This is a genomic window from Sorangium sp. So ce381, from assembly GCF_051473845.1.
GTDB lineage: Bacteria > Myxococcota_A > Polyangia > Polyangiales > Polyangiaceae > Sorangium > Sorangium atrum.
Window position 1 is genome coordinate 246,015 of record NZ_CP150336.1, and the last position, 18,757, is coordinate 264,771.

General features: G+C 71.4%; 12 protein-coding genes. 6 read left to right on the forward strand and 6 right to left on the reverse strand.

Features of this window, described 5'->3' with window-relative positions; all coding sequences use genetic code 11:
• Positions 1 to 83: 83 nt before the first annotated feature.
• Positions 84 to 1,424, reverse strand: a complete 1,341-nt coding sequence (locus tag WMF29_RS00975; protein WP_437327037.1) for a sigma-70 family RNA polymerase sigma factor — start codon at positions 1,422 to 1,424, stop codon at positions 84 to 86.
• A gap of 706 nt (positions 1,425 to 2,130) precedes the next feature.
• On the opposite strand from WMF29_RS00975, the gene WMF29_RS00980 reads away from it, so the two are divergent.
• Positions 2,131 to 2,490: an arsenate reductase family protein gene (locus WMF29_RS00980; protein ID WP_272097255.1), complete on the forward strand. Its 360-nt coding sequence runs from the start codon at positions 2,131 to 2,133 to the stop codon at positions 2,488 to 2,490.
• A 134-nt stretch (positions 2,491 to 2,624) separates the two neighbouring features.
• Here the strand turns inward: WMF29_RS00980 and WMF29_RS00985 are convergent, their stop codons facing one another.
• Entirely contained in the window at positions 2,625 to 3,284 is a 660-nt protein-coding gene (locus WMF29_RS00985; protein ID WP_437327038.1) for a hypothetical protein, read from the reverse strand.
• Between the two features lie 149 nt (positions 3,285 to 3,433).
• Between WMF29_RS00985 and WMF29_RS00990 the strand changes: the two genes are divergently transcribed.
• Positions 3,434 to 3,859 carry a hypothetical protein gene (locus WMF29_RS00990; RefSeq protein ID WP_437327039.1) on the forward strand — a complete coding sequence of 142 codons (426 nt, stop codon included), beginning with the start codon at positions 3,434 to 3,436 and terminating at the stop codon, positions 3,857 to 3,859.
• A 176-nt stretch (positions 3,860 to 4,035) separates the two neighbouring features.
• On the opposite strand, the gene WMF29_RS00995 is transcribed toward WMF29_RS00990, so the two are convergent.
• Positions 4,036 to 5,301, reverse strand: a complete 1,266-nt coding sequence (locus tag WMF29_RS00995; protein WP_437327040.1) for a DUF4142 domain-containing protein — start codon at positions 5,299 to 5,301, stop codon at positions 4,036 to 4,038.
• Positions 5,302 to 5,852: 551 nt separating this feature from the next.
• Here WMF29_RS00995 and WMF29_RS01000 point away from each other — a divergent pair.
• Complete coding sequence (locus WMF29_RS01000; RefSeq protein ID WP_437327041.1) at positions 5,853 to 8,210, forward strand: GAF domain-containing protein; 2,358 nt, start codon at positions 5,853 to 5,855, stop codon at positions 8,208 to 8,210.
• A 63-nt stretch (positions 8,211 to 8,273) separates the two neighbouring features.
• On the opposite strand, the gene WMF29_RS01005 is transcribed toward WMF29_RS01000, so the two are convergent.
• Together WMF29_RS01005 and WMF29_RS01010 are read right to left on the reverse strand one after the other, a co-directional pair.
• Positions 8,274 to 9,491, reverse strand: a complete 1,218-nt coding sequence (locus WMF29_RS01005) for an ABC transporter permease (RefSeq protein WP_437327042.1) — start codon at positions 9,489 to 9,491, stop codon at positions 8,274 to 8,276.
• 83 nt (positions 9,492 to 9,574) lie between these two features.
• Positions 9,575 to 13,258, reverse strand: coding sequence for a PD-(D/E)XK nuclease family protein (locus WMF29_RS01010; protein WP_437327043.1), 3,684 nt, complete (start codon positions 13,256 to 13,258; stop codon positions 9,575 to 9,577).
• Positions 13,259 to 13,887: 629 nt separating this feature from the next.
• Here WMF29_RS01010 and WMF29_RS01015 point away from each other — a divergent pair.
• The 3 genes from WMF29_RS01015 to WMF29_RS01025 all read left to right on the forward strand — a co-directional run bounded on the left by WMF29_RS01015 (position 13,888) and on the right by WMF29_RS01025 (position 18,054).
• Positions 13,888 to 14,586, forward strand: a complete 699-nt coding sequence (locus tag WMF29_RS01015) for a hypothetical protein (protein WP_437327044.1) — start codon at positions 13,888 to 13,890, stop codon at positions 14,584 to 14,586.
• A 341-nt stretch (positions 14,587 to 14,927) separates the two neighbouring features.
• Positions 14,928 to 17,045, forward strand: coding sequence for a tetratricopeptide repeat protein (locus WMF29_RS01020; protein ID WP_437327045.1), 2,118 nt, complete (start codon positions 14,928 to 14,930; stop codon positions 17,043 to 17,045).
• The gene (locus WMF29_RS01025; RefSeq protein ID WP_437327046.1) at positions 17,038 to 18,054 is read left to right on the forward strand and encodes a ComEC/Rec2 family competence protein; all 1,017 of its coding nucleotides are present in this window, start codon (positions 17,038 to 17,040) and stop codon (positions 18,052 to 18,054) included. Before WMF29_RS01020 ends, WMF29_RS01025 begins: the two co-directional genes overlap by 8 nt.
• Positions 18,055 to 18,383: 329 nt before the next feature.
• On the opposite strand, the gene WMF29_RS01030 is transcribed toward WMF29_RS01025, so the two are convergent.
• The gene (locus WMF29_RS01030; RefSeq protein ID WP_437327047.1) at positions 18,384 to 18,641 is read right to left on the reverse strand and encodes a hypothetical protein; all 258 of its coding nucleotides are present in this window, start codon (positions 18,639 to 18,641) and stop codon (positions 18,384 to 18,386) included.
• Between the last annotated feature and the right edge of the window lie 116 nt (positions 18,642 to 18,757).

Consider the following 18,757-nt stretch of genomic DNA (forward strand, 5'->3'; position numbering starts at 1 on the left):
GAGGTCGCGTGGCCGGCTCGTCTCACCGGCTGGGCGGGGCGGTCCGGTACAGCTTCTGAAGCGCGCCGGCGCTGCCCGCGCCCTCACCCCTCGAGATAGGAGCCGAGCTCTCGTTGCCGCGAGCGCGTCCGGAGCTTCTCGAGCAGCTTCGCCTCGATCTGACGGATGCGCTCCCGCGTCAGCGAGAACGACTGCCCGATCTCCTCGAGCGTCTCGTCCTCGTTGCCGTCGAGGCCGAAGCGGCGCCGCAGGAGCTCGCGCTCGCGCGGCTGCAGCGAGTCGAGCAGCTCGCGCGTCTGCTCGATCAGGCGGCGCCGGGCCAGCATGTCCGCGGGCGTGGGCTCGTCGTTGGCCAGCAGATCCCCGTACCGGGTATCCCCCTCCTCGCCGACGGGGGCGTCAAGGCTGAGCGGCTCGAGCGCGAGCTCGCTGATCACCCGCACCTTCTCCACGGTGAGGCCGCTGCGCTCCGCGATCTCCTCGACGGAAGGCTCGCGCCCCCGCTCCTGCACCAGATCTCGCCGGGCGCGCACCACCTGGCTCCGTATCGCGGTGAGGTGGACCGGCATCCGAACGGGCTTTCCCTGGTTGAGGATCGTCCGCTTGATGGCCTGCTTGATCCACCACGCGGCGTAGGTGCCGAAGCGGTGGCCGCGGCGGTACTCGAACTTGTCGGCGGCGCGGATCAGGCCGAGGTTCCCCTCCTGCACGAGGTCGAGCAACGGGACGCCGAAGCGCTGGTGCTCGCGCGCGATGGCGACCGCGAGCCGGAGGTTCGCCTGGACGAGCTCGGACTTCGCCTGGGCGACGGCGCGGCGCCCCCGGGCGATCGCCGCGAGCGTGGCCTCGATCGTGGCGCGCTCGGCCTTGTCGGCCTCGGCCGCTGCTGCACGAAGGCTCCGCTCGATGCGCTCCTCGAAGGTCGGATCGAGGCGCAGCTCGGCGAGGCCTGCGGCGAGGCCCGCGAGGGCGGTCTCCACGCCGTCTTCGGCGATCTGCCGGCCGAGCAGCGAGCGGGCGAGCCCGAGCAGCTCCGCGAGCCGCTTCGCGGAGGCGTCCGCCTCGGGATCACCCGCGTCGGCCTCGCACAGCAGATCGCGGAGGCTCAGCGCCCCGACCTGGACGTCCTCCGCCGTCGAGGCGAGCTCGCGCAGGGCGACGGGCGACCGGACCCACGCCTCGAAGCAGGCGAGCGTGCCCGCCTCGATACGACGGCCTATCGCGACCTCGCCCTCGCGCGTCAGCGGCTGGCTGCCGGCGAGCGACCGGAAGTAGAGCTCGGTCGCTCCGAGCGTGGCTTGCGCGCTGGCGGCCTTCGCACGCCGAGCCGGCGCGCGCTCGCCCGCGCGTCCGCCCGCGGAAGCGATGGAAACGGGATGACTCGATTCGGACTCGCTCGTCGAGAGCGAGGGACGGAACCTCATTCAATGCGCTCCAGTGTTGCCGCTGCGTCGTACCCGACCGCGAAGGGTGTGAGGGGGCACGATCATCGATGCGCCTCGATATCCTAACCGCCGAGGACGTAAATAGGAAAACGAATCGACCGCCGACATGGCGCATTTTACCGACGTTTTTCGGTGTTGTTGCCCCGCTCGGCGCGGCGCGTTCTCGTTGTCCTGGGATGGCGGCGCGCGCGCGGGCGTTGCCGGACGAGCATACATTGCCGGGCGAGCGGACGGGTCACGCTCGATCGCGCGGGGAGGGGGGCCGGAGGGCGCGACGTGACGAAACGGCGGAGGGCCTCGCGAGGGGGTCGCCCTCGAACCGACACGGGCGGCCTCGGAGGGGGACACGGCGAGGTCGCGGCATGCCGGGACCGTCCGGCGGGGGAGGGGGCGAGACCGGAGCGGGCGGCCTCGTAGGGGGCGGAGCGAGGTCGCCACCTGGTGGAGCGGCCGCGACGGGGCGGATCGATCCAAGACGGCAGCGGACGGCACCGCCGGTCGGAAGAATCGACCCGTGCGCGCGGCGGCGCTGCTGAGCTGCGCTTCGGGGCGAAGCGTTTCGGGAACGGCGCGGAGCGTCCTGCGCGCCGCTGGCTCTGCGCCGTCCAGGCAACGGTTGCTATGCTCCGCGCCCGCGCTGCCCTCCGGAGCGCGGAGGTAGCCATTTCACCGAGGAGCGACGCGCATGATCCAGATCTTCGGCACGGCCAAGTGCAAGGCGACGCGGGCGGCGCAGCGGTTCTTCGCCGACCGGGGCATCAAGGTGCAGCTCGTCGATTTGCGCGAGAAGGGCCTCTCCAAGGGGGAGCTCGCGAGCGTGGCGCGCGCGGTGGGCGGCGTGCGCGCGCTTTACGACGCGGAGAGCGCGCGGGTGAAGGAGCGGGGCCTCCAGCACCTCGGCCCGAGCGAGGCGCGGATCGCGGAGCTCCTCGTCGACGATCCGCTCCTGCTCCGCACGCCCATTGTGCGCGACGGGACGCGCGCCTGCGTGGGCGCGGCCGAGGCGACCTGGAAGGCCTTTGCCGACGCCGCGAAGGGTGGGTAGCGGAAGGGCGGGCTAGGGGATCCGGGGAGGCTGGACCCGCGCGCGGGCCGAGGCGCCCCCGAGGGGAGCGCGGTCATGCGACGCCCCGCGTCGCTGGTGCATGCGCAACGTTTGTGCCAACGATGAGACGGCCGTCAGCGCTCGGGGTGCCTCTCCTCCACGTGGTGCCGTCGACGCTCCACGCGATGCTTCTTCGCTGGCTTCGCCGGAGTCGCCGGCCTGACCGTGGCTCCTGCCGTCACCGTCGCCCCCGCCCTGACCGAGGTTGCCGGCCTGACCGAGGTTGCCGGCCTGACCGAGGTTGCCGGCCTGACCGAGGCCCCCGCTCGGACCGAGGCCCCCGCCCGGACCGTCGCTGCCGGCCTGACCGTGGTTGTGCGGTGCACGTGGTGATGGTGATGATGGCCGTGTCGCTCGAAGTCGACGCGGTAGCGGACCAGGGCGCGCGGCTCGTCGCGGTAGTAGACCCAGCCGTGGTGCGACGGGTAGTACCAGCGGCCGTCCACATAGTAGACGTAGGTCCCGCGGTAGTACACGCGCGGGTAGGTCTCGACGTGGACCGGCGCCGCTGCGATGTGAACGACCGGCTCCTCGTACACCGCGAACTCCTGGTACGTGACGGTCGCATGCGCCGGCGCTGCGGCCCTGGTGTGGACTTCTGCCACGCACCCGGTCGCGCCGAGGAGCGCGAGCGCAACGAGCGCGGCCAGCACGGCGAGCCTGCTGCTGCGCTGCTGAGCGCGCGCCGCAGCTCTGGGGGAGGAAATATCGAGGACTGGCACGTTCATCTCCATGGGGGCTTCACAGGAGCAACTGCGGTGCCACCCGGCGAAGGCGGAGCGCCGCCGGCGCATCGCAGCGCGCCGCTCGCTGGTATAGCGCTTGCTGCCGTGCCGCGCATCGGCGCGACAGCGCCAGACTTGGATAAAGGAAGACGACCCCCATGAAACTTTCGAAGGTGCTCACCGGTCTCGCTGGCTGCGTCCTCGCTACTGCCTCGCTCACGGGGTGCATCGTCGTCGATCATGACGATGACCACGATCACCTCACGCGCGGCTCGCTCACCGTCGCCCTGACCATCGACGGCAGCGACGACCCGTGGGAGTGCTTCGATCACGACGTGAGCGGGGTCGCGGTCAGCGTCGAGGACGAGGCGGGCTTCCTCGTCGTCGACGCGGTGGGGGACTGCGATGATCTCGGCCTCACCATCGACGGCCTCTCCGAGGGGTACTATGACGTCGACGTCTGGCTCGTGGATTTCGACGGAGATCCGATGAGCGATATCGTGCGCGTCGAGAGCGTCGACGTGCTCGACGGCGCCGACACGCTTGTGGAGGTCGACTTCCCGTGGACGTGGATCGACCCTTGACGCGCGCGGCTCGCCTGAGCGACCCCGGGCAGGGGCCTACTCGCCCGCCATCGCGGTCACGAGACCATGGACGCTGTTATTGGATCGGGTAGGCGGGGTCGCGCTCGGCGAGCTTGGCGCTCGCGGAGGCCGCGAGCAGGCGCCGTCGCCGCCGCCCTGCGGGACATGAAGCCCTGTTACTGGGACTTCTGCGATTCCCCTTGCCGCTGCGCGTAAGCCTGGGGGCCTTGCAGCTGGCTGCCTTGCTGCTGGCCGGGCTGCACCTGGCTCGCCTGGCCGCGTTGCTGCTGGCCAAGCTGGGTGCCCTGCCGCTGTCCGGGCTGCACCTGGCTGACCTGGCCGCGTTGCTGCTGGCCGCGTTGCTGCTGCTGGCCGAGCCGGGTGCCCTGCTGCTGGCCAGGCTGCATCTGGCTGACCTGGCCGCGTTGCTGCTGGCCGCGTTGCTGCTGCTGGCCGAGCTGGGTGCCCTGCTGCTGGCCAGTCTGGATGCCCTGCTGCTGCCCGGTTTGCGCCCAGCCGAACTGGCCGCGTTGCTGCTGGCCGGGCTCGCTGCTTTCCTGCTGAGTGCGTTGCTGCTGGCCGCCTGCCCGCTGTTCGTTGAGCAGCAAGCAGAACAGTTGCTCGGCCTCTGTCAGGCGCTGCTCGACGTCCGCTCGCATCGCCTCCACGCGCGATCGTATCTCGGCGTTCTCCGCGTTCGCGACGCGCGGCGTGTCGAGGAGCTCGAGGGCGCGGCGATGGAAGGAGATCTGAGACCAGATGAAGGCCCTGTCGAACTCGGCGCCTTCCTCTTCTTCCAGCGCTCCGCTCACCTCGGTCGAGCTCTTGTCGAGCTCTCGGCAGCGCGGGCACGACTCCATCTCGATACGTGAACCCCTCGAGCCCGCGCCGATCTGCTCGGACTGGGACTGCTCCTCGATGAGCTGCTCAGCGTAGCGCTTCACATCCGGCGACTCGGCCTTGTCCAAGGCGATCTGCGACAGATCCGCCTCCTTCTGGTGGATGAACGAGATCAGCATCGTGAGCTCCGCGTCGGACAGCTGCCGCTTCGCGCCGCTCTGTCCGCGGCCTCCCTCCCTGCCGCCCTGACTGCCGCTCTGTCCGCGGCCTCCTTGCCTGCCGCCTTGATAGCCGGCCTGCTCGCCGCACATCTGCCTGTCGCCCGCGCGCTGGCCGCCGGCCCTTTCGCCGCCCTGCCTGCCGCCTTGATGGCCGGGCTGCTCGCGGCCTCCCTGCCTGCCGCCGGCCTGCGCTCGACCGCCCCTCCCGCCGGCGCCTCGCGCGCCGTCTCGGCCCGTCTGTCCGTGGCTCCTGCCGTCGGGGCCCGTGCCGGTCCTCTCGTGCCCAGCCGTTCCATCGCGATCCGCCTCGGCGTCATCGCTGCTGCCGATGCAGCCGGCGGCCCCCGCGAGCACAAAGCTTCCAGCGAACATGATCGCCATGAGGCGACCTGAACGATTGCCTATCATTGCTTGCTCCTTAGCCCGACACCGGCGCGCTGTCGCGCTCACCTGCCGGTTATCGGCCCCGAACATCTGGGTTCGGGAAGCGAGGATGGTGAGCGAGGTGGAGCCCTAAGCCTGCATCGTCATTTCCCCGAGAGCTCCTGCGCCCCTCGCGGGATCGCCGCGAGAGTCGCAGTCCCGCTCCGCGTCGACCCCGGCCGATGCGCAGCGGCCGGCCCGGCGATCGACCATGATCCCAAGGACCAGCTCGGGCACTCGCCCGCGCGAGGGCGTGACGCAGTCGGCCGCCGTCCGCCCGCGCCTGTGCTGAGCCGGACAAGCCGCCAGGCGCCCGGATACGCCGCCAGGAAGCCGGACATCTCGTGCGCCGACGCGTGCGCCGAGCCGCGCACGCGCGCCGCGCGCTGAGGAACCCGCTCGGCCGGGTCGCGCCGCCTTCCGCCGCGCCATCGATGCGCGTAAGCTCCAAGCGACGTCCGCCCGCCCGGCGCCTCGGCCTTCCGCGAGGCGCCGGTGGCCATCATCTTATGAGAACCTCCGCGCACACCGGCCCGTCCCCCGGGCCCGCCGCCCGCGTCGATACGACGGACCTCGAGGCCCTCAAGCGTGAGCTCGAGCGGCTCCGCGCCGTGGGGTCCCGGGATCGCGGGTGGCTCGACGCCGTGCTCGAGCACAGCCCGCACGGCGTCATCCTCTGCGACGCCTCCGGGAAGCTCGTCCTGCACAACCGGGCGGCGGAGCGCATCTGGGCCGGCAGCGCCTCGACCGAATCGATCAACGACTGGACGCTTTATCGCGCCTTCCACGAGGACGGCCGCCCGTACGAGGCAAAGGACTGGGCCATGGCCCGCGCGATGTCCGCACGGCAGGTCATCGAGAGCGAGGAGACCCGGATTCAGCGCTTCGACGGCACGTATGGCATGGTCCTCGGGAGCGCCGCGCCCATCATCGGGCCTGACGGCGAGCTCGAGGGCGGGATCTCGGTGTTCGCCGACATCTCGCGCCTCAAGCAGGTCGAGGCCGAGCGCGGCGAGCTCGCCGCGCAGCTCACGAGGCGGGTCGAGGAGCTCGATCGCCGCGCCCGGCTCACCCAGGCGCTGCTCGCGGTCAGCACCGCGCTGAGCGGCGTCGTGACGGTCGAGCAGGTGTCCGCCGCCGTCGTGAGCGACATCCACCGGGTGCTCGGCGCCTCGACGTCGATGATGTACACGGCGGACGAGGCGGCAGGCGTCGCGACGCTCGTCGGCCACTCGGGGCTCGAGGAGCAGCGCACGAGCCCTTACGCGCGGGTGCATCTCGACGCCCGACTGCCGCTCTCGGAGGCGCTCCGGGAGCGCCGCCCCATCTGGGTGGACACGACGCAAAGCCTGCACGCCGCGTACCCCGAGCTCGCGGCCCTGCGGCCTGTCCGCGACGACGTGAAGGCGCTCGCCGTCCTGCCGATCGTCGCCCACGCGGCGCTGCTGGGCGGGCTCGCGTTCTCGTTCGCGAACGAGCGGGCGTGGAGCCCCGAAGAGCGCGAGTTCCTGCTCAGCGTGGCGGCGCAGTGCGCGTCGGCGCTGGACAGGGCGCGCCTCCTCGAGCGGGAGCGCGAGGCCCGGGCGCGCGCGGAGATGCTCGCGGCGGAGCTCGAGCGGCAGCAGGCGACGCTCCGCCTCCTGAGCGAGGCGGGCGCCGCGCTCTCCGGCTCGCTCGACGTGGCGTCGCGGCTCACGCAGCTGACCCACCTGGCGGTCCCCACCCTGGCCGACTGGTGCGCGGTCGACATGCTGAACGGCGATTCCATCGAGCGCGTGGCCGTCCACCACTGCGATCCCGCGAAGATCGAGCTCGCCGAGCGCCTCCGGGCGATGGACCCGCCCCGGCCCGACGCCCCGGCGGGCGTGCCCGCGGTGATCCGCGCCGGCCGCTCCGAGTGGATGGCCGACATCCCCGACGCCGCCATCGAGTCCGCCGCGCAGAGCCCCGAGCACCTGCGCCTGATCCGATCGCTCGGGCTGAGGTCGTATGTCGTCGTCCCGCTCCGGGGGCGCGACCGGACCATCGGCGCGCTGACGCTGGTCCACGCGGAGTCGGGACGTCGCTTCAGCGAGGCGGACGTCGCGCTCGCCGAGGAGCTCGCCAACCGGGTCGCCCTGCTGATCGACAACGCGAGGCGGTTCCAGGAGGCGCAATCGCTCATCCGCGCGCTGGAGCGGACCAACGCCGAGCTCGACCAGTTCGCGTACGTGACGAGCCACGATCTCAAGGCGCCGCTCCGGGGCATCGCGAGCCTCGCCCAGTGGATCGAGGAGGACCTCTCGGACAAGCTCACCGAGGACACGCGCCATCAGATGGAGCTCCTGCGCGGGCGCGTGCGGCGCATGGAGGCCTTGATCGAGGGGATCCTGGCCTACTCCCGCGCCACGAGGTTCCGCGAGAAGCCGGAGAGCGTCGACCTCGAGCGGCTGGCGAGGGAGGTGGTCGAGCTCATCGCCCCGAGGCCGCCCGCGCGGGTGACGCTCGACGTGCCGCCGGCGACCCTGCGGACCTACAGGGTGCCCTTGCAACAGGTGCTCATGAACCTGATCACCAACGGCCTCAAGCACGCGGGCCGCGAGGACGCGGCGGTCTCCGTGTCCGCCCGGGAGCAGGGCGACAGGGTCGAGGTCTCTGTGACCGACAACGGGCCTGGTATCGCGCCTGCGTTCCAGGAGAAGGTGTGGGGGATGTTCCAGACGCTGCAGGCGAGGGACAAGGTGGAGAGCACGGGGATCGGCCTCGCCATCGTGCGAAAGATCGTGGAGAGCCGCGGCGGTCGGGCGTGGGTGGACTCGGACGGCAAGAGCGGCGCGACGTTCCGGTTCACGTGGCCCAGAAAAGAAGAGGCGGAGGGCACCGCGTAGCCACCGCGCCTGCCAGGCGGCTCGGAAGCGTGCAATCCTTCGCAGACGCGGGGGACGAGGTGCTCAGTTCGAGGGCTTCGGCATCTGGAACACCACGCCTTCCTCTTCGGCCTCTAGGTCGTTGACGTTCCAGTAGATGGATCCGCAGTCGACGGCGATCTCGAAGAAGTACGGCTGCCCGGTCGCGAGGGTGACCGTGTCGCCCTTGCCGAGGTGTGCCCTCCGCACCTCGCCTTGCCCCTCGCTGTTCATGTAAACGGTCCAGTAGACGAACTCGTCATCCACCGTGAGCGACTTGGCGACGGCCTGCGTGTCGACCGTCGTGGTGAAGGGCGGGGCGCTCGGCGCCGCGTCCGTCGCCTTCGACTGGATCGCGCCGGCGTTGTCGGTCACCCAGTGCACGACGCCGTTGGCGAGGACCAGCTCGGTCGGGTTGCCGTTCGTCTCCGCGAAGACCTCGGCGGCGGCGCCGAGCGGGTCCTTGGTCTTGCGCAGGATCTGGCGCGCCAGGTAGTCCGACCAGTAGACGTGCGTCGCGTCGACGGCGACGCCGATCGGGCGGTCGCTGGAGGCGACCAGCTCGGCGATAGCCTGGCTGCCGTCGGCCTTGGCTCGCCAGACGGCCGCGGGCGACTGCGTCGCCCAGTAGACGCTGTCGCCGAAGGAGGCGATCCGGCCGAAGGCCGTGGCCGCCGGTTCGCCTTCCTGCAGGGGGACCTGCGCGATCTGGATCGGGCTGGAGCTCGGCGGCTCGATGGAGATCCCCAGCACGTCTCCGTTGCTCCAGTTGATCCACGAGAGCTGCCCGCCCGAGTAGGTGACCCAGGCGGTGTCGCCGAACCCGTAGGTGCCCGGGAGCGTGCGCGCGGCCCCGCCGTCCTTCGGGATGGCGACGATGGCCTGGTTGTTGGCCAGGAGCACGAGATCCCGCGTGACCGCCATCCCCTTCACGTTGGAGCCGAGATCTCCTGGCATTCGCGTCACGGGGCACTCCCCCACGGCGCAGCTCGACGGGGGACACGAGGGCGTGCCCCCGGCGCTGCCGCCGGCGCCGTCGCCGCCGTCACCGTCACCGCCGGTGCCATCACCTCCGTCACCGCCGGCGCCCGACGTCGTCTGGGCAGAGCCACCGTCCCCGGATCCGGTGCTCGTCGTCGTCGAGGAAGAGGAAGCGGAGGACGCGCCCTCCGTGCCAGGCTCGATGCCGAAAATGAGATTGCAACCGGTGCCCGCCGCTGCGAGCGCGAGCAGGGCGCAGGGCAAAGCGATCTTGCTGTGCATGGTGGAGTGTATACATCCCCGGCGACGCCCGCGGCGATCGGGGGCCGCCGCCTGGAGGCGACGCTTCCGTGCGACACGCGCGTTCACGCGAGCCGGCGGAGCTGCTCCAGACGCCGTCGCGGCTCGATGTCGCGCCGCTTGATCTTCCCGGTCCTGAGCTCCTCGTAGGGCCCGCACACCGGCCGGTAATCGCACTGCGCGCATGCCCCCTCCGCCGGCATCGGCAGGAGGGCCGCCTTGTCGATCGCGTCCCCGATGATCCCAGCCACCTGGGCGGCAGCGTCGCGCGCCCGCGCGTCCAGGTAGATCGGCACCTCCGTGAACCCGCCGGCGGAGGTGCAGTAATAGAGCCGCCCGGACTCGACCTGCGTGCCCGGGGGCATGAGCTTCTCCAGCGCGAGCGCGTAGAGGACCGGCTGGAGCGTGCCGCCGCCGCTCACGACCGCGTCGCGCGGCGCCCGCGCCTTGCCCGTCTTGTAGTCGGTCGCCCGCATCGCGCCCCACACGCTCCGCTCGACAAGGTCGATCGAGCCCCGGAGCCGGACGCCGCAGTCGAGCTCCACGGGCGCGTCCGAGCTCCCCGGATCGCGGATGGCGAGGCGGCGCGGCAGCCCGAACGACAGCTCGAAATGGATCGGCTCCCAGTCGCGGTCCTCCGCGGCGCGCCGCAGCCACTCCCGGAGGTCGGCCCGCACCGACGCGATGCCGTCGTCCCAGACGCGCCGGATCGCCGGCGCGAGCTCGTCCGCGTAGCGCGCGGCGACGCGGTCGAGCGCCCGATCGAGCTCGGCCCGCGCCTCGTCGAGCGAGGACAGGCCGAGCGGCAGCTTGCCCGCGTCGCGCAGGGCGACCAGCACCTCGTAGAGCACGTCGTGCACGAGCCGGCCGCGCTGGAGCGGGTCGAGCTCCTCGATCGCCTCGGGCGCCGGGCGCGGGGCGAGCTTGTGCACGGCGTAGAGGAAGAAGCGGTAAGGGCACGCGGCGAAGTGCTGGAGGGCGGTCGGCGAGAACGACCTGCGCTCGAACGCGTGCTTCGCGAGCGCCTCGCGCGCCTCCGCGATCGGCTTGAACAGCCCGTCGGCGGTCGTCCAGCCAGGGATCCAGCGCCGCGCGCGGAACCGGAGCGCCCGCGCGAGGTGGGGGTTGGCGTTGAGCAGGTAGCGCGCGGTGCCGACCGTCTGCGCCTCCGGCAGGCTGAAGAGCGTCTCGAGCAGCGCGAGATCGTGCTCGGCCGCGTCGATGGCGTCCTCGGGCCGCGCAGGCGCGGGCCAGCCGATGCGCGCGGCGCCGCCCTGCTCGGCGCGGCGCTCGAGCTCGCCGAAGCCGGGCAGCTTGCCCTCGGCCGCGCGCAGGAGCTCGAGGCCGTAGAACGAAGGCACTCGAGGGCGGGACTGATCCATGTCCACGCGCGGGTACGACACGACGAGCCGCTGGCGGGCCGCGCCGACCGCGAGCCGGAGCGCGAGGCGCTCGCGCGCCACGCGGTCGTCGCTCGTGTCGAGGCCCGAGTCGCCCCCGGCGATCGCCCGTCGGAGGGCGTCGCGGAGGATCGGGTCCTCGACGACCTTCTGCGGGAAGATCCGCTCGGCGAGCCCGGGGACGAAGACCACGTCGAACGAGCGCCCGCGGGCGCCCTCGATGGGCGAGACGAAGAGGCGCCCGTCGCGGCGGGCGGCCGGCGGCAGCACGAGGTCGGTGAGGCGGCGCGAGAGGCAGAGGCGGATCTCGCTGAGGTCCACCGGGCCGACGTGGGCCATCGGCGCGAGCTCGGCGAGCACCGCGAGCACGCGCTCGGGCCGCCGGAGCGCGCGCGTCGCGAGGGCCGAGAGGCGGCGCTGCCACTCGCCGAAGGTCGCGCGCTCGCCCGGGCTGGGCAGCGCCGCGAGCAGCGGCAGCGCGAAGGCCCGGAGGGCCGAGAGGTCCGCGAGCGTCCGCGCGATGCGCGCGGCGTCGCGGTCCTCGGGGGCGCGGGAGAGCTCCAGCCGGAGCTCTCGCTCGAAGCCGGAGAGCCGCGCCTCCCACCGATCGAGCCCGCCGATCACCGCCGCGTCGACGAGGATGCGCTCCCAGCGCCGCGGGGCGCGCAGGGTGCCGTCGTGCACGGGGGCGTCGGGGCCTTGGGCTGTCGGATCGGGGGGGTGGGCTGTCGGATCGGGGGGATGGGCTGTCGGATCGGGGTTGTGGGCTGTCGGACCGGGGTTGGGGGCCGTCGGACCGGGGTTGAGGGCGGTCGGACCGGGGTTGAGGGCGGTCGGACCGGGGTTGAGGGCGGTCGGACCGGGGTTGAGGGCGGTCGGACCGGGGTTGAGGACCGTCGGACCGGGGTTGAGGGCGGTCGGACCGGGGTTGGGGGCCGTCGGACCGGGGTTGAGGACCGTCGGATTGAAGCTTTTCCCTGGCGGATCGAACCCGAGGTCTTCCCCCGCCATGTCGTCGTCCGGAGGCGCCTCGTCGAAGCCGCCGCGCAGAAGCTCGGGGAAGAGGTCGTCGTCGGGCGGCACCCAGCGGTCGGCCTCGGGCGCGGCGGGCGGCGGCTCGCCCGCGGGCGTCGCGTCGGGGACCTGCCCGAGCGAGAGGTACTCGGCGAAGCGCGACGCCGACAGGTGCTCGGCGGCGCACGCGAGCAGCGCGAGCAATGCGCGGCCGGCCGGGTCGGGTTGCACCGAGCCCTGCGCGAAATGCGCGGGGATCCCGGCCCGGCGCAGCGCCTCGACGAGGTGCGCGCGGTACTGCTCGGGCGCGCGCAGGAGGATCGCCATCCGCTCGAACGGCACGCCGCGGGCGGCCTCGCGCAGCGCGATGCGCGCGAGCTCCACGCACTCCCGGCTCTCGCCGGGCGCGGAGAGGATCTCGACCTCGTCACCGAGCCCGGGGGCCTCGTCGTTCAGCGGATCGAACAGGTGCTCCTGCAGGCGCGCGAGCGAGGTGCTGGGCGCCACCGGCGGCAGGTCGTCGCCCGCGCCGTCGTCGGCGCCGTCGTCCACGCCATTGCCCGCGCCGGCGCCGTCGTGCGCGGCCGAGACCGCGGTCAACGAGACCCGCCGCGGCGGCGATCGGAGCGCCGCCTGCAGGTGGCGCAGCGACGCGGCGTCGCCGGCCGGAACGGTGGCCAGCGCGTCCGGCGAGCGCGCGGCGACGGCCTCGAGGAGCTCGCGCTCCAGCGCGAACCGCACGGGCAGGTCGAGCAGGAGCATCGGCAGCCCGAGCAGCGGGTGGCGCGAGCGGGGGTCGCCGTCGTCCGCGGCACGCGCGCGCTCGGCCGCGAGTCGCAGGACGATGGCGCGATCGGCGAGCCCCGCGTCGTCCAGGGCGGCGTCGAACGCGTGGGCGATGCGGTCGAGATCGGCCGGAGCGAGCGCGTCCGCCGCGACGCCGGAGAGCCGCACCTCCTCGAGCGTCCGCGCGACGGCGCGCGGGAGACCGGGTCGATCCGCGACGCGGGCGAAGCGACCGAGCAGCCCGTCCTGCGCGAGCCCGTCGATGGTGCGCGCGCAGAGGGCCTCGATGGCGAGCGCGCTGGCCGGGACGAGGCCGCGCTCCGCGAGCGCCGGCATCGCGAGCGCGGCGGCGAGGCGCCCCAGGGTGAGCCGGTGCCAGCCGAAGGTGGCGCGGCGACCGCGGATCGATGCGCGGGCGAGCTCGCTCACGGCCTCGACCGAGGCGCCGACGAGGAGAACGCGCTCCGCGGGGCGCCGGCGGCGCAGCCAGCCCACGGCCCGATCGAGGCGGGCGGCGGCGCTGGGGGAGGTGATGACGGCGTGGGGCACGGGGTCGCGGAGGCGGAAGCGGCGGAGGCCGGAAGGGCCGGGGGAGGCCGCTGCACGAGGGTGCAGTTCGGCGGAGGCAGAGTGTGAAGCAGAACGGAGGTGGAGGGAACCCGCCGCCGAGCAGGACGGCGCTGGCGCGGGGTCGGTCGTGGCCGCCGGCTTCGGGCCAGTCGAGGCTACCTGGCGGAGGGCCCGCGAGCTGCTTGGCCTCGACGGCTGCTCCGCGTACGCTAATCCGCGCGAGATCATCACAACCTCGTTGATTGAGCATGCACACGCAAGCTTCGCCCTGGTTGCGGCCGCACGGGCGCCGTGTCCTGGGTGCAATCCGTGCGGCACGACGGATCGGAGCGCCGGCCGTCGAACGGCGGGAGTACGTGCTCATGAAGCAGCCTATCCCTGGACATGCGCTGATAGGGCGCAGCAGGTCACGGCCTATCCACGGGAATACGGACAGAAGCGGCGGGGAGATGTGCCCCATTCGTGGGAATATGGATCGTAGGCCGCGGTGGCTCGCGGCCTACATGCGGGAATGCGCAGATAGGCCGTGCGCCACAGAAAATTGCGACGTTGGCCAGCCAGCACAGGCGGCCGTTGTGGGCGGCCGCGGGACGTGAGAGGGTACCAGAATGCCCGTTGACTTGACCGCGATTGGGAACGCTCTCGAAATCGCGCTCGCCGCCGACGAGCGCAAGTTGGGCTTTTTGTGCCATACCGGAAAGTTCGAGGACTGGATCCGCGACGAGGCATCTTTTGCGCTCCAGCTTGCCGGCCTCGATATTCACGTCGCACGGGAGCATAAGAACATGGACGTCGTGCTCTTCGACCAGAATGCGGACGGGGTCACGGTCTGGCAACTGAAACATTCATATTCCATCAACCAGTGGCAGTCAAAAGGGCTCTCTGTTGTTTGGCCGCCGCGGCGAGGGCCTTCGAACCGGCACGGGGACTATCACTACCGGCTGACGGAGGATCTTCGGCTGGCTCGGTCGGCCGCGACGAAGCTGCGCAAGAAGCTGCGCCGACAAGATTTACCCGCAAAGATCTTCCTCACTTACGTCGTGACGCACACGAGCGGTCTTGCCAGCCCATCGACGCCTTTTGCGCTGACGCAGAAGTACTCAAGCGACTTCTTGCGCAAATGGCTCAAATACCATGGCCCCGCGGTCGGTGGGTTCGCTGGGCTGCGCTCTATGTCTGCTGCGGCCGTCAGAACATGGGCAATTGAGGGGCAAGTCGCGGGGCACGACCTTGTTCGCGAACCCTTGCCTGGGCCCGCCGGACTGACGTATTCTCTCATGTCCTTCACCTGGGGACCATTCTCGTGATCTCGCTCCGCAGTGCCACAGCGTGCCGATGGGGCTGGCCAACAAGGGCTTGCAGCACGACGGGGCACGCTGGCGAGGAAGCGAGCCTGCGTGCCCTGCGGCTGAAGCCCAGGGCGTTGGGTAAGACGGGCGCTGTGTCGAGGAGCGCCATGCGGGAGAGAAGCCACCGCCTGGCATGGGCGAGGGGCGTCGTGCCGGTCGCGTACGCGAAGCTTCGGCCGGGCTGGACGACTTGACGGCCCGGCCCGAGTGCGAGCAAATGCCCGGAGGCGTCCCGCCTCCGCGTTCAGGAGCCAGCTGTGGTCTGGAGAGTCGAGAAAACCGAGGTTCGCGCGGAGCAGGTGGACCGCCTGACGAAGGAGGTCCAGGAGGGACGCAGGGTGGTCGTGACCGGCCCGGACGGGCGCGGGAAGACCGACGTCCTCCTGGACGTGACGAGGCGCCTCGGCGAGCAGGCCCTGCTCGTCAGGGTGCCGTCTGGGCTCGACCAGGTCGAGGCCGTTGTCATCCAGGCGGCGGCCGGCCTGGGGGACCAAGCGCTGCGCGAGGTCGACGCCGCGCTGCACGATCACGTGGACCGGCTCGAACCGGCGCTCAACGTGCTTCGCCAGCATTTCCGAGGGCGGTTGCTCGTGGTCGACGACATCGACTGCCTCGCGCCGAACCCCGGAGACATGGACCTCGACGGAGTCGTCAGGGAACGCCGTGAGGCCCTCGACGCCTGGCTCGGCGAGCACGCTTCCCTCTGTTCGAGCGAGGTCAGCTTCGATCGGCTGGGCCTTCAAGCCTTGGCGCTCCCGCCGCCCGAGGCCCCGCCCCTCCGGCTCGTGAACGACATCGAGCACGACGTCATGCCCGTCTGGAAGAGCGTCGGAGCGGATCTCGGTCGCTTCCGCCTGGCGATGGCCCTGGCGCAGATCGAACAATCGCCGCCCGACGCTCGGGTCGGTCGCGAGGACCGACTCCTCGAGGCCATCTGGGCGGCCTTGCCCGGCTCGCAGCGCGAGGTCCTCGGGCTCCTTGCAATCCATGGCCGTCCGCTGCCAGACGAAGTGTGGCAGTCCCTTCCTTCCCCGCTCTCCCCGTCGGTGATTTCCCAGGTCCGCTCCCTGACGTCGATCATCGGCAGTGATGGACGCTCTCTCTGGCTCGAGGGGCCGGCGCGGCGCTTCGCAGAGGCGCGCCTCTCTCCCGAGGAGCGGGTCCACGCCCACCTCTGCCTCGCCGCCGCGTTCGCCGGCGAACTCCGGGGCGACGAGCCCAGTGGTTGGGCGAAGGCCGCGTCCCTCGTCGAAGCCGAGCGGCACTACGCTGCCGCTGGGCAGCCCGACCGAGCCCTCCTCTTCGCACGCTACGGCGTGGCGCTCCTGCTCGACCTCGCTCGCCAGCGCTCCCTCATGGGCCGCTTCCAGCAAAGCGAATATGATGCCGCCGCGGCCATCTACGAGAGCATCCTGAACCTGCCCGAGCGCCGGATCGGCCCACGGGCGTGGGCCTATGCCAAGCACTACCTCCACTACAACCGCTACAAGGCCAAGCCGGCCCTGGTCGAGCCCGTCTCCAAGACGGAGGCGGGGTATCGTGCCTCCGTCGAGCGGTGGCCCGAAAACGCGCTCTTCTGGTCCCGGCTCGCGCTCACGCAGCTCCTCCAGGGGGAGCGCGGCCGCGCCCTGTCGACCCTGAAAGAGGCGAGGGAGAAGGTGCCGGCGCACAGGCGCAAGGAGTGGTACCTCCGCTGCCGCACCGCGCAGCACCTCCTGCGATTCGAGCCGCCGCACCTCATCGATGCGCTCCACGTCTGGGAGCACTACGACGCGAGGGACCACAGCGAGAAGGAGGCCGAGGAGGAGCTCTATGCCGCTCTCTCCCGGGGATTCTCCGCCGCCCTGCTGGAGGCGCCAGACGTCCCCGCCGTGCACCTCCATCGCGAGATCAAGGTCACCGTTACCCGTACAGGCAGGGGGTTCTCTTGCACGCTGGAGGAGCTCTACGTCTCCGCCCGCGCCGATACCCCCCTCGCCGCCCTCGCCGCCGCCGTCAAGAAGCTGCGCCAGGAGACCGATCGCTTCCGTCGCGCGCTGACCCATACGCTGGATCCCGCCGCCCGCGCCCAGAAGCAACGCCTCCTTGGCAGCGTCGACATCGTGGCGTCGCGCCTACTGGGAGAGGTCCCGGAGACCACCTGGATTCTCGGAAAGGTCATCGCTGATCAGGACGGATCGATGGTCGTCCGCGAGGTGGGATCGAGCGCCCGCATCTTCGCGCTCGGCGTTGCAGATGCCCTCGATACATCGCTCGTGCCCGACACCCATCCCCGGCTCGTCTGTGTCCGCACGGGCGCCGCCGGCGAGCCCGTCGGCCCCGTCGTCGAGCTCGACAAGCCGCTGGGTCGCGATCCGGAGCGGCTCTGGGCCGAGTGGCGCAAGCGCCTCGGCGAGGCCGAGTCTTCCCATGAGTAGCCCGCTCGGCGTCTACTTCCTGGACGTCGGGCAGGGCGACTGCTCGTTCGTCGTACCCCCGGGCGGCGGCAGCGCTGTCCTCTTCGACTGCAACGACGCCCATGTCGCGGATCGCTTCGTCGTCGATCACGGCATCACCCACCTCTCCGCAGCCGTTGTCTCCCACCTGGACGTCGACCACATCCGCGGCATCCTCCCCTTCCTGGAAGGGTTTTTGGCCCGCGGGGGCAAGGTCAACGAGCTCTACATCGGCATGGACGGCGATCCGGACAAACGATTGAAGGAGGCGTGCACGGCCCTCCTCGACAAGGCGTTCGCGTGGGAGAGAGACGATAAGCTCGTGCTCTGCTCGCCCACCCGCGAATCGAAGCCCAAGATCGTGTGCAGCGGCGCCAGCTGGAGCGTGGACGTGGTGCTCCCGTACTATGGAAAACAGCTCAGGGCGATCATCGACGGCGAGCAGCCCAACGAGTGTTCCGCCGTCCTGCGCGTGACCTGCGGAGGGATCGCGGTTCTCATCGGCGGCGACGCGCCGCTCTCGTCCTGGTCGCGCCTGGACGATGGGCTTGTGAAGGCCAGAGTCGTCCGCACGCCCCACCACGGCGGCGAGATCCGTAGCGGAGTTGACGATTTCAGCGATCTGTACGAGCGCGTGGAAGCCGAGCTCTCCGTCTTCTCGGCGGGGACGAACAACCGCTGGGGCCATCCCTTCGAGGACCACGTCCACGCAGCGCATCGCGCTGGATCGTGCCGCGTCCTCTGCACCCAGCTCACGCCGAGGTGCCACGAACGGCCTGAAGAGCGCCTGACGCAAGGCCTGGCGCGCACGGGAGAGGTGACCTACGCGTACCGTCACCACGTGAAGCGCTCTGGGGGCACGGTCGAGGTGCCCTGCGCGGGCTCGATCGCATTGACCCTCGACGGCGCCGGAGGCTACTCCGTCGCGCCGGCCCGCTACGGCTGGCACGATGCCTTCGTCGCCAAGCTGGACCAGCCCATGTGCCTGTAAGGCCTCGGGCGAAGCGGCCGAGCAGCCCGTCCTGCGCGAGCCCGTCGAGGGGGCGCGCGCAGAGGGATCTCTGCGCTCACATCGTCCTCCTCGTCGGTCGTCGGCTCCTGGATTCCGTGCCGGAAGTGTACCAGCAGCGTCGTGGCGACGCTCTTCTCCCAGGTACCGTCTGGCAGTGCCGCCAGATCCGTCAGCGCCTCGCGCAAGCGGCGGCCCGAGCCGAGCAGCCGCAGCAGCAGCGTCGTACGTGTCCGCGGCAGCTCCGCGAGCACCACCACGCGCATCACCAGGCCCGGTACGGCCTGGGGCGAATGGGCACGACACCCGGCTCATGGCCTCCCGGGCCAGTACCTCACGACCACGTGACAGTCGCCGACCTGCCAGCCCTTGGCGGCATCCCAGCGCAGGTTGAACACCTCCCCGCTGGCGTCGAACTCGTCATCGTATTCTCCTGCGGTGACCTGCAAGAGCTCCGCATCCGGGCCCGCGCGGCGGAAGGCCACCACCTGGAGCCGCGCGCTGTCGCCGGGCGAGTAGCGGAGCGAGGCCTCCGAGAACGCCCCGAGCTCCGTTAGTGGCACTCCCACCTTGGTGCAGCCTCTCTTCGTGAACGGCTGCAGCTCCCCTATCTCCGGAAAGCCAGCGACGCGGACGGATGGCTTAAGGAACCATCCGAGCGCAAAGGAGACGACAGCGACGCCGA